Below are 16,481 nucleotides of genomic sequence, written 5' to 3' on the forward strand. Positions count from 1 at the left end.
GCTGGCTGCTGCTGCGGCGGCGGTGGAATCAGACCGAGTTCGACGAGCGCCTCGGCAGCGGCCCGGGTCCGCGGATCACCGGCGGTATCCGGGCTGCCGGACAGGAGATCGTCCTTGCCGGCCGTGTCGTCATCGACCGGCTCGCCGGCATCGGTGGACGCTCCAGCCAGGGGCGCTTCGACCGGCTCCGTTTCCTCGACGGCATCCACGGCCGGATCGGCTGCGGCCTTGGCGCCGGCCTCGCGATCCGTACGTCCGGCCGGCTGCACTGCGACAGACGGTGCGGCTTCGGCCTTCGTCTCCTGGGCGTGGCCATCACCGGAGCCGGCCGTATCCGGCTGCGGCATCGGGCGCCGCGCATCGGCGAGCGCACGGCCGAAGCTCATGCCGGCATCGACGGAGGTCGTCGTTGCCGGGCTGGATGGCAGCGCGGCCCCCCCCGTGGCGGGGGCCGGGCTCAGCAGATCGAGGGTGACGGGCATCGGGATGCTCCGGGCGCCGGACGGGCGGCGCGGTCACGGACGGAACGGGACGGAAAGGGGCAGGTCGGGACCGGGTCAGTGCGGGCGGCGCGTGCTGCGGTGGCGCGCAGCGGCGAACTCGTCGGTCGCCGCCTGTTCGCGCCGGTCCTCGACGCGGCGCTGCTCGCTGCGACAGCGCTCGACGACGCTCTCCAGCGCCTGCGTGCGCGCCCGGGTCGCCAGCCAGCGCTTGTGCAGCTGCTGGATCTCGATCTCGTACTGTTCGAGCTGGCGGCAGGTCTGCTCGACGCTGTGATCGAGTCCGGCGATGAAGGCGTGGTAGTCCTGCACGCGCCGCGCCGACAGGCCCGAGCGGCCGTCGTCGTGGAAGCGCGTCAGGTATTCGGCGCGGAACTGCCGCAGCTGTTCGAGCCGCGCCTTCGCCTCGTCGCGCCGCCCGACGATGGTGCGGTACAGCCGGGCGGCCTCGTCCTCGCGCTCGTGGGCGAGATCGACGGCCGGGCGCAGCTGGCGGATACGGTCGTGCATCGTGGTTCCCCTCGCGGACGCAGGCCCCTGCGCCCGCACTGGATCAGGATTCGCCGAGCACGGCGGCGAGCTGTGCCAGACCATCGGCATAGCGCACCTGCTCGTCCATCCCCTGCATCAGGAATTCACGCAGCCGCGGGTACAGCGCGATCGCCTGGTCGACGGCCGGATTCGAGCCGCGGGTGTAGGCGCCGACGCTGATCAGGTCGCGGTGCTGCATGTAGTTGGCCCACAGCTCCTTGAAACGGCGCGCCAGCCGGTACTGGCGCGCGTCCGTGACCTGCGGCATCACGCGCGAGATCGAGGCCTCGATGTCGATCGCCGGGTACTGGCCGCCCTCGGCCAGCCGGCGCGACAGCACGATGTGGCCGTCGAGGATGCCGCGCGCGGCATCGGCGATCGGGTCGTTGGTGTCGTCGCCCTCGGCGAGCACGGTGTAGATCGCGGTGATCGAACCGCCGGCCTCGTCGTTGCCGGCGCGCTCGACCAGCGCCGGCAGCTTCGCGAACACCGACGGCGGATAGCCCTTGGTCGCCGGCGGCTCGCCGATCGCGAGCGCGATCTCGCGCTGCGCCTGCGCGTAGCGGGTCAGCGAATCCATCAGCAGCAGCACCTGCCGGCCCTGGTCGCGGAAGTACTCGGCGATGCGCGTCGCGAGGTTGGCGCCCTGCAGGCGCTTGAGCGGCGGATCGTCGGCCGGCGCGGCGACGACGACGGCGCGCGCCAGCCCCTCGGCGCCGAGAATCTCCTGGATGAACTCCTGCACCTCGCGACCGCGCTCGCCGATCAGGCCGACGACGATGACGTCGGCCTCGGTGAAGCGCGTCATCATGCCGAGCAGCACCGACTTGCCGACGCCGGTGCCGGCAAAGAGTCCCAGGCGCTGACCGCGGCCGACGGTCAGCAGCGCGTTGATCGCGCGCACGCCGACATCGAGCGGCTCGCGGATCGGCCGGCGTTCGAGCGGATGCAGGCGACGGCCGGCGAGCGGCTGCGGACGCACGTCGAGCGGCGCCGGCCAGCCGTCGAGCATGCGGCCGTTGCCATCGAGCACGCGCCCGAGCAGCCCGTCGCCGAGCGGCACGCGACTGCCGCCGCCGCTCGGCACGACGCGCGCATACGGCGCCAGACCGTGGATGTCGCCGGCCGGCATCAGGAACACGCGATCCTCGGCGAAGCCGACCACCTCGGCCTCGACCGGCTCGCCGTGGCCGGGGCTGACGACGCGGCAGTGCGCACCGATCGGCGCGACGCAGCCGACGGCTTCGAGCGTGAGCCCCACCAGCCGCGTCAGCCTTCCTTCGACCACCGGTGCCGGCACGTGCACGAGCCGCTCGCGACGCTGGCGCAGGCGCGAGACCAGCGCCGAACGATCCGGCGCTTCGGCCCCGGTGTCGGGGCCGGCTGCGGGATCGGCCACGGCATGCGCGGCGGCTGGCGCCACGTCCGCCCCGACCGGGGATTCGTCCGCTGCCGGCAGCTCGACGGCGTCCATCAGTGATCCTCCTCGCGCTCGCCGCCGAGCAGCGCGACGATCGCGGTGTTCAGCCGGGCCTCGACGGTCGCATCGATGCGCGAATGCCCGGATTCGAGCCGGCAGCCGCCGCGGCTCAGCGTGCCGTCCTCGACGATCTGCCAGCCGCCGGCGACGGTGCCGAGCTCGCGGATCAGCGCCGCGTCTTCCGGATGCAGGTGCAGCAGCACCTGGCGTTCGGTGACCGGCAGCAGCGGAATGGTTTCGCGGATGGTCGCGACGATCTCGCCGGGCGCGGTCTTCAGTTCGCGGCGGATCAGCTGGCGCGCCAGCGCCACGACCAGCGCCAGCAGCTCCTGTTCGAGCGCGGCATCGAGCGCGGCGAGCGGCGCGGCGAGTTCGTTCATCGCGGTTTCGAGCAGCGCGCGGCGCGCGGCGATGTCGGCCGCCCCGGCTTCCAGCCCCTCGCGATGCCCGTGCTCGCGGCCTTCCTCGCGCCCGGCGGCGAGCCCCTCGCGGTGACCGGACTCGTAGCCGCCGGCGTAGCCGGTCTCGCGTCCGGCGACCGAGCCGTCGGCGTACCCGGCGGCGCGGCCCTCGACGAAGCCGGCATCGCGGCCCTCGGCGTGGCCTTCGGCGTAACCCTTGGCGCGGCCCTCGGCGCGGCCGGCGGCATAGCCTTCCTCGCGCGCGGCACGCTCGATCGCCTCGATCTCCTCCAGCGTCGGCAGCCGCGGCATCGGGATCGACGGCTCCGGCTCCGGCAGCGGGGCGCCGGCCGCCTTGCCGGGCGGTGCGGCCACCGGTTCGGGCGCGGCCTCGGGCTGGGCCTTGTCGAAGCCGGGGAACTGCCAGCGCGGCAGGTCACGTCCGGCCTGCCGGGGAATGATCCGGTCAGACATAGCCACCACCGCCACTGCCGAGGTTGAGGTCGCCGGCTTCGGCCATGCGCTTGGCGATCGTCATGATGTCCTTCTGCGCGGCCTCGACATCGGCGAGGCGCACCGGCCCCATCGATTCGAGGTCGTCGCGCATCATCTCGGCGGCGCGCTTGGACATGTTGCGCAGGATCTTCTCGCGGATCGTCTCGTCGGCGCCGCGCATCGCGACGATCAGGGTTTCCGAGGACACCTCGCGCAGCAGGTTCTGGATGCCGCGGTCGTCGGCGTTGAGCAGGTGCTCGAACACGACCATCAGATCCTCGATGCGCAGCGCCAGCGACTCGTCCATGCCCTTGATCTTGTCCATCAGCGGCGTGCTGATGCCGGTGTCGATGGCGTTGAGGATTTCGGCGGCGCGCTTCGGACCGCCGACCTTGAAGCTGCTGGCGGCGTTGATGTTGCGCATCACCTGCTTCTCGATGACCTCGTTCAGCTCGCCGATCGCCGCGGTCGGCACCGAGTCGAGCGTCGCGACGCGGATCAGCACGTCGTGGCGCAGCGTCTCGGGCAGCAGCGCCAGCACCTCGGCGGCCTGCGCCGATTCGAGGTAGGACAGCACCAGCGCGATGATCTGCGGATGCTCGCGGCGCAGGCCGGCCGCAACCGCCTGCGCCTCCATCCACTTCAGCGCCTCGACGCCGGTGGCGCCGGCCTCGTTGAGGATGCGGTCCATGACGTTCTTGGCCTTGTCACGGCCGAGGGCGCGCGTCAGCACGTTCTTCATGAAGTCGCGGCTGTCGATGACGAGGGCGTTCTGGTTGACGAGTTCGTTGTTGAACTCGGCGACGACCGTCGACACCGCATCGCGCCCGACCGAGGACAGGCTCGCCATCGAGGCGCCGATGCGGTGCAGCTCGCGCGGATCGAACTGCTTGAGCAGCTCGGCGGCGTACTCCTCGCCGAGCGCCATCATCAGCACCGCGACGCGGTCCGGGCCGCTCAGGGCTTCACCGGCCATTTCACTCATGGTTCAGGCCTCCTCCTCTTCCTGCGACGCCAGCAGTGCCATGCCCTCGCCGGGCTGACGGTTCATCCACGTGCGCAGCACGCTGACGGCGCGGCGCGGGTCCTCGGCCACCAGCCGGCGGGCGATGTCGAGTCGTTCTTCGAGCCGCTCGATGGCCTCGGCGTCATCGGGCTGCGGCAGCGGCACCGGCGCCTTGCCGTTGCCGTTGCCGTGATGCCCGTCGGCCTGCGCCAGCGCCTGGCCGGCGGCCGACAGCTGCACGGCATCGGCATCCTCGTCGCCGCCGGCAGCGGCCTCATCGCCGCTCGCCTCGCCGCCTTCGGCAGGCACCAGTGCCTTGCCGCCGGCATCGGTGGTCGCGAGCGCCGTGCCCGGTCCGGTTTCGGTGGCGGCCGGGGCCGCGAGCGCAGCGGCGGCCGCCGGTTCCGGTGCCGGCAGCGCCGGCGGCGGAGGCAGCAGGCGGCGCACGACCGGTCGCACGACGACGAGCAGGAACACGATCGCGACGATGGCGACCAGGCTCCACTTGACGAGTTCGATGAACCAGTCCTGACGCCAGAACGGCAGCAGGTTCGGATCGAAGGGAGTGGTCGCGAAGGTCGCGTTCATGACGTTCACCGTGTCGCCCCGCTGGGCGTCGAATCCCACCGCTTCGCGCACGAGCGCGGTGATGCGGTCGATGTCCTCCTGCGGCCACGAAACCCGCTCGACCGAGCCTTCGGGCCGCACCGTGATGCGGTCATCGAGCACGACCGCGACCGACACGCGCCGCACGCGCCCCGGTGCAGCGGTGATGTGACTGACGCGCTTGTCGAGCTCGTAGTTGCGCGTGCTCTGGCTGCGCGTGCGCATCGGGCGGCTGCCGTCGGCGGCGCGCTGCGCGTCGCTCTGCTGGGCGCCGGCCGCGGCAGCGGCCTGGCCCTGCGGCCCGATCTGGCCGTTGCCGGTCTGGCCACCGCCGGGCTGCGGCGCATTCGGATTGTTCGGATCGGCCTGCGCGGCCGGCGCGCCGGCGGCCTGCTCGGGCGCGGTCGCGACCCCGGGCGGCTGGTTCGACAGCGCACCGGGAATGCCCATCGGCTGCGGGCGGTTGTTGTTCTCCTCGATCAGCTCCTCGCTGCGCACCATGCCGCGCTCGCGCTTCGGATCGAAGGATTCGGAGGTCTCCTCCAGCTGCGAGAAGTCCAGATCGAGCGCCACCTGCGCGCGCATCTTGTTGGCGCCGAGGATCGGCGTCAGCAGGTCCTCGATGCGGCGCGTGTAGTTCGATTCCAGCCGCTGCTGGTATTCCATCTGGTCGAGGTTCAGGCCCGGCGTGCCGCCGGCCGGGCGCGTCAGCAGGTTGCCGGCCTGATCGACGACCGAGACCTGCGAGGGCGTCAGCCGCGGCACGCTCGAGGACACGAGGTGCACGATCGCCGCGACCTGGCCGGCGTCGATCGCCCGCCCCGGCTGCAGCTGCACCAGCACCGAGGCGGTCGGCTGCTGCTTGTTGCGCACGAACACCGTGTCCTTCGGCAGCGCCAGATGCACGCGGGCGTTGGCGACGGCGCCGATGCTCATGATCGAGCGCGCCAGCTCGCCCTCGAGCGCGTGCTGGTAGCGGGCGTTCTCCATGAACTGGCTGGTGCCGAAGCCCGACTGCTGCTCGAAGGTGTCGAAGCCGCCGGTCGTGCCGCGCGGCAGGCCCTGCGCGGCGAGCTTCAGGCGCAGCTCGGCGACGCGATCGGCCGGCACGTTCAGCGTGCCGGTCTGGCGATCGACGCGCACCGGCACCTGCATCTTGTTCAGGGCTTCCATGATCTGGCCGGCGTCGGCCTCGGCCAGACCGTGGTACAGCGGCTGGAAATCGGGGCGGCCGGCCGACAGCGCCACGGCCACGATGGTCGCGAGCAGCAGCACGCCGAGCGCGATCGCGCCGTACATCCACGGCCCCGGCGTGCGCACGCGCACCAGCCAGTCGCGCCAGCCGGCGCGCGCCGGCGCGGCATCGGCGGTGTCCGTGGCAGTGGCGAGCGAGGTGTCTTCGGTCACGACGGTGTTCCTCGGTATTCCTCAAGGCGCTCCTGACAGGGAATCCGCCGGCTCAGAGCGGCATGTTCAGGATGTCCTGATAGGCGGCGACCAGCTTGTTGCGCACCTGCAGCGCCGACTGGAAGCTCAGCCGCGACTGCTGCATCGCGATCATCACGTCGGGCAGGTCGGCGCCCTCCTCGCCGAGCTCGAAGGCCCGCGCCATGCGCGAGGCCTGCTGCTGGCGGGCGTCGACGCGATCGAGCGCGCCCTTGAGCAGGCTGGCGAAATCGGCATCGCCGGCACCGGCTTCAGGACCGGCAGCGGCTCCGGCGTCGGTGGCGGCAGCGCGCAGGGCGGCGATCGAGGCGTTCAGCGGGGACAGGGTCATGAGCTTCGGTCTCCTGGATTCGGTATCAGGCCGGATCAGGCCGGGTCGTGTCGGGCGTACGCGGGCGGGGCGCGGCCGGTTCAGGCCACGCGCTGGCCGCCGGCAGGCGGGCCGTTGCCGGCGGCAGCGGCGGGGATCCCGGCCTCCGCGGCCGGGTCACGGGGAAGATCGAGCGCCGGCAGACGCAGCGTCAGCCGGCCATCGGCCGGATCACCGCTCAGCTCGGCGGCGTGGGCCTGGGCAACGATGCGCGCGACCCGCGCGGCGAGCGGATCACGACGGGCGGGCTGGGCACCCGGCGCGTGGCGCCGGCAGTCGAGCTGCGGGCGTCCGTCGGCACCGGCGTGGAAGCCGAGCTGCAGGCGCACGCCGTGCGCGAGCCAGGGCTCGGCCAGCGTCTGCAGCATCGCGACGAAGGCTTCGGGGTGGACGAGAACCTCGGCTTCGGCCGGCAGCGTACTGTCGACGGCGAGCGTCGCGCCGGTGGCACCGAGCTGCGGCAGCAGCGCATCGATGCAGCGCCCGATCAGCACCGCGGCCGGCAGCGGCCGGCGCTCCAGCCCGCCGCCGCGCACGCAGATCAGCAGGTTGCGCACGGTGACTTCGAGCTGCTGCAGGCGTTCGAGCAGTTCGTCCTCGGCGCGCGGCAGCGCGTCGCCGGCCGACAGCATCGACGGGTCCGGGGTTTCGATGCGCTCGGCCAGGTGGGCCATCAGGTCGCCGAGCCGGCGCAGCCGCTGCAGGCGTTCGCTGCGCCGCTGCTCGAACTCGTCGCAGGCGTCCCCTGCGGGCACGCCCGGCGACGGAATCCGGCTCTGGCCGTCCACGGGACGGTCGGCTTCGAGCGGATGACGGGTCGGGTTCATTTCGGCACCTCGGTGCGGCTACTCAAACGGGCGGTTTCCCGTCCACGCTGGTAGCTCAGCAAGTCCTGTGCCTACTATGAATCTCCTTTATATTCAGTAATTTGAATTGTAAACCGATGATGGCGCCGGATTTTCGACGGCGATGCAGGCGCCGCCGGCAGTCAAAACTCCGGCGCGAGCAGCAGCTCCGCAAGCTCCGCCAGCGTCCCGACGCGCGCCTGCGCCGCAGCCGCCGCCAGCCGGGCCGGATCGCCATAGCCCCAGCCGGCCGCGATGAAGGCGAGATCGTTGGCCGCAGCAGCGGCGGCGTCTTCAGGCGTGTCGCCGATGTAGACGCAATCGGCCGCGGCCAGTCCGTGCCGGGCCAGCACGACCGCCAGTGCCGCCGCCTTGTCGGCGACCGGCGGCTCGAAGGCATCGAGCGCGTACACGGCCTCGAAGCGCGGCCCCAGACCGAAGTGATCGAGGATCAGCCGGGTCGGCGTCAGGCGCTTGTTGGTGACGACGAACAGCCGCCGGCCCGCATCGGCCAGCCTCCCGACCACGGCTTCAAGGCCCGGATAGGCGACGGTCGCGCGCCAGCCGCCGCCGTCGTAGGCATCACGGAATGCCGAGGCGAGCCGGTCGAGCGTCGGCGCATCGGCCTCGCCGCCGAGCAGGCGCGTCAGCGTCGGGCGCAGCGGCGGTCCGATCAGCCGGGCATCGAGGGCGACGGCCGGCTCGATGCCGCAGGCCGCGAACGCGAGCCGGAAGCTTTCGAGGATGCTCGGGGCCGAATCGACCAGCGTGCCGTCGAGGTCGAACAGCAGCACCGACGGCAGTGCAGCACCGGCAGCACCGGCAGTACGGAAGGTTTCGGGAACGGGTTCGCTCATTCGTCGTCGGCGGCCTTGATGCCGTACTTGCGGATTTTCTCGACCAGCGTCGTGCGCCGCATCTTCAGCAGGCTGGCAGCGTGCGCGACGACGCCGTTGGACTCCTCGAGCGCACTGACGATCAGCTGCGTCTCCAGATCGGACAGATACTGCTTGAGATCGAGCCCGCCGGCCGGCAGGTGCAGGTTGCGCCCCGCTGCCGGAGGCACCGCGCCCTCGGCATCCTCGGCCAGCGCCGCATGACTGTCGGCCGGCTCGTGGATTTCGGTCTCGGCGCCGATCTGGTACTTCGGCGGCAGGTCGGGGACTTCGACGGCACCGCCGCCGCCCTGCAGGATCGCCAGGCGTTCGATCAGGTTCGCGAGTTCGCGGACGTTGCCCGGCCACGGATAGCGGCCGAGGCAGCGCAGCGCCGCCGGCGTCAGCGTCATGCGGCTGCCGGACTGGTTCTCCTGGCGGCGCAGCAGGTCGTCGATCAGCTGCGGCAGGTCGCCGATGCGCTCGCGCAGCGGCGGCATCTCGATCGGGAAGACGTTCAGCCGGTAGTACAGGTCCTCGCGGAAGGCGCCGCTGGCGATCTGCTCCTCAAGCTTGCGGTGCGTGGCCGCGACGATGCGCACGTCGGCCTCGATCGCCTTGTTGCTGCCGACGCGCTCGAAGGTGCGCTCCTGCAGCACGCGCAGCAGCTTGACCTGCATCGGCATCGGCATGTCGCCGATCTCGTCGAGGAACAGCGTGCCGCCCTCGGCAAGCTCGAAACGCCCGCGCCGCGCCGTGATCGCGCCGGTGAAGGCGCCCTTCTCGTGGCCGAACAGCTCGCTTTCCAGCAGGTTCTCGGGGATCGCGCCGCAGTTGACCGGCACGAACGGCCCCTTCTGGCGCGCCGAGAAGTAATGCAGGTTGCGCGCGACGACCTCCTTGCCGGTGCCGGACTCGCCGAGGATCAGCACCGTGGCATCGGAGGGTGCGACGCGCTCGATCAGCTTGCGCACCGCGACGATGGCCGGGCTCGACCCGACCAGCGCGCGGAAGAGCTCGGCATGGCGGCGGTTCAGCGGCCCGATCTGGCCGCTGGCCTGCGCCTGGCGGTATTCGGCGAGCTGCGACTGCAGCGCCGACAGCGAGGCATGCCGGAACGGCCGCAGGATCGTGAACACGCCCGGCACGAGACTGCAGGCGCCGGGCATGCCGGCTTCCTCGGTGATCAGCACCAGCGGCACCTGTGGCAGGGCATTGCGCAGCTCGCGCAGCAGGCTGCCGTCGGCCTCGGCATTGCTGCCCTGACCGACGAAGACCACCTCGTATGCCGGCCGGCCGCCGAGTGCCTCGCGCAGCTGGCTGCGTCCCAGCTGCAGGATCTGTACGCCTTCCTCCATGAATTCGAGCACGCCACGCAGTTCGCGGGCGCGCTCGCGCGCGTCGTCGAGGATCAGTACGGGCTTGTCCATTGCAGACCGGACTCGGTGTTTCGACGGGGGGGATCGCGGGCCAGGACTGGTCCGGCGAGCCCACAACCATAGTTGGGGATATCGCCCGGTCAACGCCCCGAAGGACGCCGTTCGCGACCGAGCCGACGGCGGTGGAGCAGGAAGATCAGGCGTTCGAGTGCATCGCGCAGCGTCGGATCGGTGCTGGCGAAGTCAACGCGGACCTGGTCGCCGTCGACCTGCGCATTTCCGCTCAGGCACAGCGGCAGCGGATAGCGCAGATCGAGGTGGAGTTCGACGGCGACCGGACCAGGCGACGGAATTTCGTCACTTTGCCACAGCACGGTTTCGGCGGACAGCCTCACCTTATGAAGGGGCGGCAGATTTTCGGCGCGAATCAGTAATCTGCCGAGCAGTTCGAGTACCAGATCGAGCTTGCGCTCCAGCCGCAGCAGTTCGCCGCCACGTTCGCCGCCGCCGGCAGCGGCGACATCATCGGTCGCCTCGCCGGGGCCGAGCGCCAGCGTCAGCAGCGAACGCAGCACCTCGCGCGCGGCCTCGGTCTCCTGCCGGGCCATTTCGGGACCGGGCAGTTCCGGCAGCGCCCGCCACGCCAGCGGCAGCAACGCCTCGTGATACAGCCCCTCGCCCGCTTCCATGCTCAGGCTCCGCCGTAGGCGCGTCTGGCGTGACCGGCCGCCATCAGGCCGCGCAGCGCCTGGCCGGCTTCGTCGCGGGACTCGCCGACCAGCCGGGCCGTGCGCTGGTCGCTGGCGAGCACGGCCTCGATGAAGGCGAGCACGGCGGCCGGATCGACCGCGGCCGGTGCCGGCAGCAGCCGGGCGAGCGCCGGCTTGCGCCCGGCCTCGGCCTCGGCCAGCGACGACCAGTCCTGTGCCTCGGCGTGACGCAGCATGGTCTCGGTGGCGGCGAGCACGCCGGCGGCCTGCGCGTGCCAGTCCACGGGGTTCACGCGGCGTCGGCGATGCCGTCCCAGCCTTCCTTGACCTGGCGCAGCAGCGTCGCCGCCTCGTCGAGCATGCCGGCATCGGCTTCGAGGTTGGCCTGCAGCAGCCGGCGTTCGAGGTATTCGTACAGCGCATCGAGATTGGTCGCGATCTCGCCGCCGGCCTCGAAGTTCAGGCTGCCGCGCAGGCCGGCCACGATGTCGAGCGCCTTGCCGATGGCCAGGCCGCGCGCAGCGACATCGCCGGCTTCCAGCGCCCGGCGCGCATGGGCGATGCGCTCAAGGCCGGCGTCGAGCAGCAGCTGGATCAGCCGGTGCGGCGAGGCATCTTCCACGGCACTGACGGTACCGATGCGGTTGTACTGCGCGAGTGCCTGCTGGGCGGGGGTCATGTCGGGTTCCTCTGGAGTACGTCCCGCGCGTGCCGGCGGGGCCGTGGGTGGATTGGCGCGGCCGCAGCCGGGCCGGTGTGATCGCCTGCGAACACCGCATCCGTCAGTTCGAACTGCTGGAACTGCTGCCGGAGTTGGTCATTGCATTCAGTTGCGAGGTCAGGAAGTCGCTGGTCGCCTTCAGGCTCGCCATCACCGAGTCGAGCCGCGTGAACTGCGTGCGGTAGCGGGTTTCGAGTTCGGTCATGCGGTCGTCGAGGGCGGTACGCTGCTTCGCGATGCGCGCGCTCTCGTCACTGAGACCGCTGCTGCGCCGCCCGATCGTGCCGTCATCGGCGAGCACGTCATCGAGCAGGGACTTGAGCTGGTCCCCGAGCCCGCGCTTGAAGTCGACGCTGCCGCGCGCGCCGGTGCCGGCCCCGGAGATCAGCAGCCGCAGCCCGTCGGCATCGCCGCTTGCGGTCAGGATGCGGCCGCTGCCGGTGGCGGCAACGCCGCCGATGGTGCCGGCGACATCGGTGCCGGCCGTGGCCGTGCCGGTATCGAGGCCGAGCGCGGTTGCCGCCGAGCCGCTGGCGAGCGACACGGTCGAGGCCGCGCCGTAGCGGTTCGAGCGGATCTCGAAGTGATCGGTGTTCCAGCTCACGGTCACCGCGGCACCGGCGGTCTTCAGCGCCGAGGCACCGTTGATGCGGCTCTGCAGCTCGTGCGCGAGATCATCGGCACTCGCATAGCTGCCCTGGGTCAGCGTCAGCGCACCGGTGGCGGTGCCGTCGATGAGCAGGCTCAGGCCGTTGTTGGTGCCGTCGATGGTCAGCGGGAAACCCGGCGCCGTGACCGCGCCGGTCAGCAGGCCGCCGGCCGGCTCGGTAGTGATGTCCACCGCGTAGTTGCCGGTTTTGGTCGTCGAGGACGACACGACCACCGACACGCGGCTGTCGCTGGCCTTGCCGGTGGCACCGAACAGGCGGGCGACGGAATCGGCATTGCTGCTCAGGGCATCGGCGAGCGTGCTCGAATCAAAGCTCAGCGTGCCGTCCTTCTGGAAGGACACGCCGACGGCCTTCAGGCTCGACACACCGCCCAGGCCGGCGATCGAGGAAGTCATCAGGCCGCGCAGCCGCCCCATGACCGACAGCACCGAGGCATCGCCGATCAGCGGCCCGCCCTTCTTCGATTCACTGTCGAAGCTGGAGGCCGACTTCACGGCCGACACCACTTCGTTGTAGGCATCGACCAGACCCGACACCGCCTTGGCCGCGGCGCTGTCGTCGCGGGCAATGTCGACGGTGACCGGGCTGCTGGTCACGGTCCTGAGGTTCAGCGTCAGGCCCGACACCGCCGAGCCGACCAGATTCGTGCTGCTGGTCAGCGACAGGCCATCGAGCTTGAACTTGGCGTCCTGGGCACTGACGGTCTGCGTCAGATTCCTGCCGCTGCCGGCGGTCGCGGCCGGATCGAAGGCGAACTGCGACAGCCCGCCGGCATCGGTCGAATTGCCGTCGTTGTCGCTGACGCTGATCTTCAGCCCGTTCGCGGCCCCCGACTCGCTGCCCGAGAACACCAGGCGCTGGCCGCTGCCATCGCCGACGATGCTGGCCGTGACGCCGGCACCGGCGGCGTTGATCGCATCGCGGATGCCGGAGAGCGTGTTGTTGGTGGCATCGATGACGATGCTGGTCGAGGGCTTGGCGGCGTTCGGCGTGAAGGTGCTGCTGCCCGAGTTCCAGGTACCGAACGAGATCGTCAGCGTGCCGGTGCCGACGGTCTCGAATGCCGTGTTGAAGCTGGCACTTGCGAGCTTGTCGGCGCGCGCGAGCTGCGAGACCTCGACCGTGTAGCTGCCGGCGGCGGCGGTGCGCGCGGCGGTCACCGACAGCGCCGACGGATCGCTGACGGTCGCCGTCTTGGTCTGGAAGGTGTTCGGGCTCGCCAGCGTGCCGGCGGCGGTCTGCAGCTTGTCGAGCGCCGACGTGATCTTGCCGAGCGCCGAGATGCGCGCATCGTTCAGCGTGCTGGCGCTGTCGAGGCGCGCCGTCGGCGCCTTGCGTTCCGCCGCCATCAGCTGCGAGACGAGGTTGTTCACGTCGAGTCCGGAGCCGAGTCCGGGGGAGGATATGGCTGCCATGGCGCTTGTGCTCTCGGGCAAAGGTGACGGAAATCCGTCAGGCCTGGGCGTGTACGAGGTATCCCTCCTCCCCATCACGCAAGCGTCGTGCCAGCGCCAGGACTTCTTCGGACGGGATCTGGCGGATGACCTCGTTCTTCTCGGTATCCATGACCTTGACGACGGTCTCGCCGCTTTCCCTGTCGATGCTGAAATTCAGCGCGCGGTGCGACTCGGACAGATAGCGGTTGACGTCCTCGGTCGCGCGCTGCAGTTCGCGCTCGCGCTCCTCGACGCTGCCCTGCTGCTGCGGTTCGTTGCCGGCACGGCCGCGCACGTCACCGAGCGCGGCGATCGCCGCCACCGGATCGACCGGTGCGACCGCCTCCGGCGTCAGGTTCTGGGCCGCGCCCGGCGAGATCGCCTGTTGTACCGCGACGGCCGTCGCCGGCGGGCGCTCGATCGCGCCGCCAGCCGGCGGAATGCTCAAGGTCATGATCCACCTCCCGAAAGCCCAAAGGCCCGGGGGCGTACTCTCCGCCCCCGGGCCGTTTTCAACGGGCGCTCATGCGCCTCCTGTCAGCCGGTCTGAGCTTAGCGGAGCAGGCTCAGCACGCCCTGCGAGAGCTGGTTGGCCTGCGCGAGCATCGCGGTGCCGGCCTGCTGCAGGATCTGGTTCTTGCTGAGCGTGGCCGTTTCCGAGGCGAAGTCGGCATCCTGGATGCGCGAACGGGCGGCGGTCAGGTTCTCGGCGTTGGTCGAGAGCGTGTTCAGCGTCGAGCTGAAGCGGTTCTGCACGGCACCGAGCGTCGAGCGGTTCTCGTCGATCTGCTTGAGCGCGTTGTCAATCGCCGTCAGCGCCTTGTTGGCTCCGTCCACCGTCGAGATGTCGAGATCCTTCAGCGAGCTGCCGGTCTTGGTTTCGCCGTAGGTGCCGACACCGAGGCCGGAGTTCGCAACACCGGTGACGACGTTGGTCGTGCCGGCACCGACGTCGATCGCGCTCGCCGAGTGCAGCGTGTAGGTGCCGAAGGTGGTCGCCGCAGCGCCGACGCCGGTGCTGGCCGCGGTCACGCCCGTGAACGAGTGGATGATGTTGCGGCCATCCGCGGCTTCGAGGCGCACGCCGTTGGTGCCGTCGTCGATCGCGGAGACACCGGTGCGGCCCGAGATGGCGTTGATCGCGGTGATCGCCGCAGCGCGCGATGCCGCGGTGTCGGCCGTCGTCGAGAAGGTCGCAGTGGTCACGCCGTTGATCACCAGACGACCGGTGGTCGAGGCGCCGACCTGCGTGGTGCCGTTGACGCGCGTGGTGTTGGCGGTGGCCGTGACGCCGGTCTGCTCGCTGGCGCGGTTGATCGCCGCCACCTTGGCGATGGCGCTGCCGGCGCGCTGGGCGGTCGTGCCGGTCGAGGCGGTGTCATCCGAGGAGCGGGAAGCGCCGACCAGCACGCCGTTGAGGCTGAAGTCGCCACTGGCGAGCGCCGTGCCGTTGTTGCTGATCGTCGAAACCGTGGCTTCCTGGGTCTTGTAGGTGCCTGCCGTGAAACCGGCATTGGTGCCGAGCGCGTTGGTCGTGCCACCGGCGATGACGATGTCCTGGTCCGAGGACAGCGACACCGTACCCTGGTTGGTGCCGGCCGCCATGACGCCGGTGGCCGCGGAGGTGACGGTCACGAAGGAAGTCGTGATGTTGCGGCCGTCGGCAGCGACGAGCTGCACGCCACCGGTGTCGATGCCGGTATCGACGGCGGTCACGCCGGTGCGGGCCGAGATGGCGTTGATCGCCTCGACGACGTTCTTGCGCGTCAGCGCCGTATCGGTGCTGGTCGCAAAGGTCGCCGTGGTCACGCCGTTGATGAGGATCGCACCGGTCGCGCTGGCACCGGTCATGCTCGCGCCTTCAGCGATGTTCTTGTCGACGGTGGCGGTGACGCCGGTCTCGGAAGTCTTGGCGTTGATCGCCGCGGCCTTGGCGATCGAGCTGGCGGCATTGCCGCTGAACGAGGCGTGATCGCTGGACGCCACCGACGGACCGATCAGCACGCCGTTGATCGACAGATCACCGCTGGCGATCGCGTTCGCGGTCGACACCGAGCTGACCGACACGGCGTTGCTGACGCCGAGCTTGTCGGTGGTCGCACCGTTGAGCGAGACGTTGATGGTCTCGCCGACGTTGGCACCGACCTGGAAATTCGCACCCTTGAAGCTGCCATCGAGCAGATTGGTGCCGTTGAAGTTGGAAGCCTTGGCGGAGCGGTCGATTTCCTGCAGCAGCTGGCCGGCTTCCTGCTGCAGCGCGGCGCGGTCGGAATCGCTGTTCGTGGCGTTGGCCGACTGCACGGCCAGTTCACGCAGGCGCTGCAGGTTGTTGGTGATTTCACCAAGCGCGCCTTCGGCCGTCTGCGCCAGCGAGATGCCGTCGTTGGCGTTGCGCGTGGCCTGGTTGATGCCCTTGATCTGCGAGGTGAAGCGATCGGAAATCGCAAGGCCGGCGGCGTCGTCCTTGGCGCTGTTGATGCGCATGCCCGAGGACAGGCGCTGCAGCGAGGTCTGCAGGGCGTTCTGGGAGGCGTTCAGGTTGCGCTGGGCGTTCAGCGAGGGAATGTTGCTGTTGATGTACTGGGGCATGACTGCAATCCTCAGAAGAGCCGATGGCTACGACCCGGACGGGCCTTCCGGCGAGTGACCCGGAAGGGTCCGTGCCGCCTTGATTCCGGGTATCGGCGCTTCTCGGGAAATCTTTAGGCATCCCCGTTCGTGTCGGACTGTGGCATCGGAAAGGCCAGCCGCCATGCCCTTCCGGCATCGTCTCGGCACTCCATCAGCGTGTAGCCGGCCGGCGCTGCGGCAGCCGCGCCGAGCAGCAGGAACGGCCGGCAGCGCGCGATCACCTGCGTCGCACCGGCCAGCACCGCCGCAGCGTCGGTATCGGCACCGCTCACCAGCCAGTCGCAGTGCGGCAGCTTCAGGCCGTCGAGCGTCTGCTCACGCTGGCGCTGCGCGGCGAGCCACGCGGCCGGCGTCGCGGCCGTGACGGCCAGCGCCTCT

General features: G+C 70.6%; 15 protein-coding genes and 2 pseudogenes. All 17 read right to left on the bottom strand.

The window, feature by feature from the left end; genetic code table 11:
• Nucleotides 1–482, bottom strand: a pseudogene (locus PKE44_RS03020) (hypothetical protein); the annotation flags it as partial.
• Nucleotides 483–557: 75 nt separating this feature from the next.
• On the bottom strand, nt 558–1,010 hold the full coding sequence (gene fliJ, locus PKE44_RS03025; RefSeq protein WP_324548189.1) for a flagellar export protein FliJ: 453 nt from the start codon (nt 1,008–1,010) through the stop codon (nt 558–560).
• Between the two features lie 43 nt (nt 1,011–1,053).
• Complete coding sequence (fliI, locus tag PKE44_RS03030; RefSeq protein ID WP_324548190.1) at nt 1,054–2,505, bottom strand: flagellar protein export ATPase FliI; 1,452 nt, start codon at nt 2,503–2,505, stop codon at nt 1,054–1,056.
• The gene (locus PKE44_RS03035; RefSeq protein ID WP_324548191.1) at nt 2,505–3,386 is read right to left on the bottom strand and encodes a flagellar assembly protein FliH; all 882 of its coding nucleotides are present in this window, start codon (nt 3,384–3,386) and stop codon (nt 2,505–2,507) included. The genes fliI and PKE44_RS03035 overlap by 1 nt, the downstream gene beginning before the upstream one ends.
• Complete coding sequence (gene fliG / locus PKE44_RS03040; protein ID WP_324548204.1) at nt 3,379–4,368, bottom strand: flagellar motor switch protein FliG; 990 nt, start codon at nt 4,366–4,368, stop codon at nt 3,379–3,381. Before fliG ends, PKE44_RS03035 begins: the two co-directional genes overlap by 8 nt.
• Before the next feature lie 27 nt (nt 4,369–4,395).
• Nucleotides 4,396–6,426 (bottom strand): flagellar basal-body MS-ring/collar protein FliF, encoded by a 2,031-nt coding sequence (fliF, locus tag PKE44_RS03045; RefSeq protein WP_324548192.1) that lies wholly within the window; start codon nt 6,424–6,426, stop codon nt 4,396–4,398.
• A gap of 52 nt (nt 6,427–6,478) precedes the next feature.
• Entirely contained in the window at nt 6,479–6,796 is a 318-nt protein-coding gene (gene fliE, locus PKE44_RS03050) for a flagellar hook-basal body complex protein FliE (protein WP_324548193.1), read from the bottom strand.
• Between the two features lie 80 nt (nt 6,797–6,876).
• Entirely contained in the window at nt 6,877–7,662 is a 786-nt protein-coding gene (locus PKE44_RS03055; protein WP_324548194.1) for a hypothetical protein, read from the bottom strand.
• 161 nt (nt 7,663–7,823) lie between these two features.
• Nucleotides 7,824–8,537, bottom strand: a complete 714-nt coding sequence (locus PKE44_RS03060; protein WP_324548195.1) for an HAD hydrolase-like protein — start codon at nt 8,535–8,537, stop codon at nt 7,824–7,826.
• Complete coding sequence (locus PKE44_RS03065; RefSeq protein ID WP_324548196.1) at nt 8,534–9,985, bottom strand: sigma-54 dependent transcriptional regulator; 1,452 nt, start codon at nt 9,983–9,985, stop codon at nt 8,534–8,536. Before PKE44_RS03065 ends, PKE44_RS03060 begins: the two co-directional genes overlap by 4 nt.
• A gap of 89 nt (nt 9,986–10,074) precedes the next feature.
• The gene (locus PKE44_RS03070) at nt 10,075–10,542 is read right to left on the bottom strand and encodes a PilZ domain-containing protein (protein WP_324548198.1); all 468 of its coding nucleotides are present in this window, start codon (nt 10,540–10,542) and stop codon (nt 10,075–10,077) included.
• Nucleotides 10,543–10,625: 83 nt separating this feature from the next.
• Nucleotides 10,626–10,937: a flagellar protein FliT gene (locus PKE44_RS03075; protein ID WP_324548199.1), complete on the bottom strand. Its 312-nt coding sequence runs from the start codon at nt 10,935–10,937 to the stop codon at nt 10,626–10,628.
• The gene (gene fliS / locus PKE44_RS03080; protein ID WP_324548200.1) at nt 10,934–11,323 is read right to left on the bottom strand and encodes a flagellar export chaperone FliS; all 390 of its coding nucleotides are present in this window, start codon (nt 11,321–11,323) and stop codon (nt 10,934–10,936) included. The genes PKE44_RS03075 and fliS overlap by 4 nt, the downstream gene beginning before the upstream one ends.
• Before the next feature lie 103 nt (nt 11,324–11,426).
• On the bottom strand, nt 11,427–13,451 hold the full coding sequence (gene fliD / locus PKE44_RS03085; RefSeq protein ID WP_324548201.1) for a flagellar filament capping protein FliD: 2,025 nt from the start codon (nt 13,449–13,451) through the stop codon (nt 11,427–11,429).
• A 37-nt stretch (nt 13,452–13,488) separates the two neighbouring features.
• Nucleotides 13,489–13,926: a flagellar protein FlaG gene (locus PKE44_RS03090; RefSeq protein ID WP_324548202.1), complete on the bottom strand. Its 438-nt coding sequence runs from the start codon at nt 13,924–13,926 to the stop codon at nt 13,489–13,491.
• Between the two features lie 98 nt (nt 13,927–14,024).
• Nucleotides 14,025–16,061, bottom strand: coding sequence for a flagellin (locus PKE44_RS03095; RefSeq protein WP_324548203.1), 2,037 nt, complete (start codon nt 16,059–16,061; stop codon nt 14,025–14,027).
• A gap of 113 nt (nt 16,062–16,174) precedes the next feature.
• A pseudogene (locus tag PKE44_RS03100) lies at nt 16,175–16,481 on the bottom strand (hypothetical protein); the annotation flags it as partial.

The organism is Plasticicumulans sp., from assembly GCF_035331805.1.
Lineage (GTDB): Bacteria > Pseudomonadota > Gammaproteobacteria > Competibacterales > Competibacteraceae > Plasticicumulans.

Excerpts from the sequence above, each read along its gene's own strand:
- fliE (WP_324548193.1), bottom strand. The coding sequence starts at position 6,796 with ATGACCCTGTCCCCGCTGAACGCCTCGATCGCCGCCCTGCGCGCTGCC.
- PKE44_RS03035 (WP_324548191.1), bottom strand. The coding sequence starts at position 3,386 with ATGTCTGACCGGATCATTCCCCGGCAGGCCGGACGTGACCTGCCGCGC.
- PKE44_RS03055 (WP_324548194.1), bottom strand. The coding sequence starts at position 7,662 with ATGAACCCGACCCGTCATCCGCTCGAAGCCGACCGTCCCGTGGACGGC.
- fliJ (WP_324548189.1), bottom strand. The coding sequence starts at position 1,010 with ATGCACGACCGTATCCGCCAGCTGCGCCCGGCCGTCGATCTCGCCCAC.
- PKE44_RS03095 (WP_324548203.1), bottom strand. The coding sequence starts at position 16,061 with ATGCCCCAGTACATCAACAGCAACATTCCCTCGCTGAACGCCCAGCGC.
- fliI (WP_324548190.1), bottom strand. The coding sequence starts at position 2,505 with ATGGACGCCGTCGAGCTGCCGGCAGCGGACGAATCCCCGGTCGGGGCG.
- PKE44_RS03070 (WP_324548198.1), bottom strand. The coding sequence starts at position 10,542 with ATGGCCCGGCAGGAGACCGAGGCCGCGCGCGAGGTGCTGCGTTCGCTG.
- PKE44_RS03090 (WP_324548202.1), bottom strand. The coding sequence starts at position 13,926 with ATGACCTTGAGCATTCCGCCGGCTGGCGGCGCGATCGAGCGCCCGCCG.
- PKE44_RS03060 (WP_324548195.1), bottom strand. The coding sequence starts at position 8,537 with ATGAGCGAACCCGTTCCCGAAACCTTCCGTACTGCCGGTGCTGCCGGT.
- fliS (WP_324548200.1), bottom strand. The coding sequence starts at position 11,323 with ATGACCCCCGCCCAGCAGGCACTCGCGCAGTACAACCGCATCGGTACC.
- PKE44_RS03065 (WP_324548196.1), bottom strand. The coding sequence starts at position 9,985 with ATGGACAAGCCCGTACTGATCCTCGACGACGCGCGCGAGCGCGCCCGC.
- fliD (WP_324548201.1), bottom strand. The coding sequence starts at position 13,451 with ATGGCAGCCATATCCTCCCCCGGACTCGGCTCCGGACTCGACGTGAAC.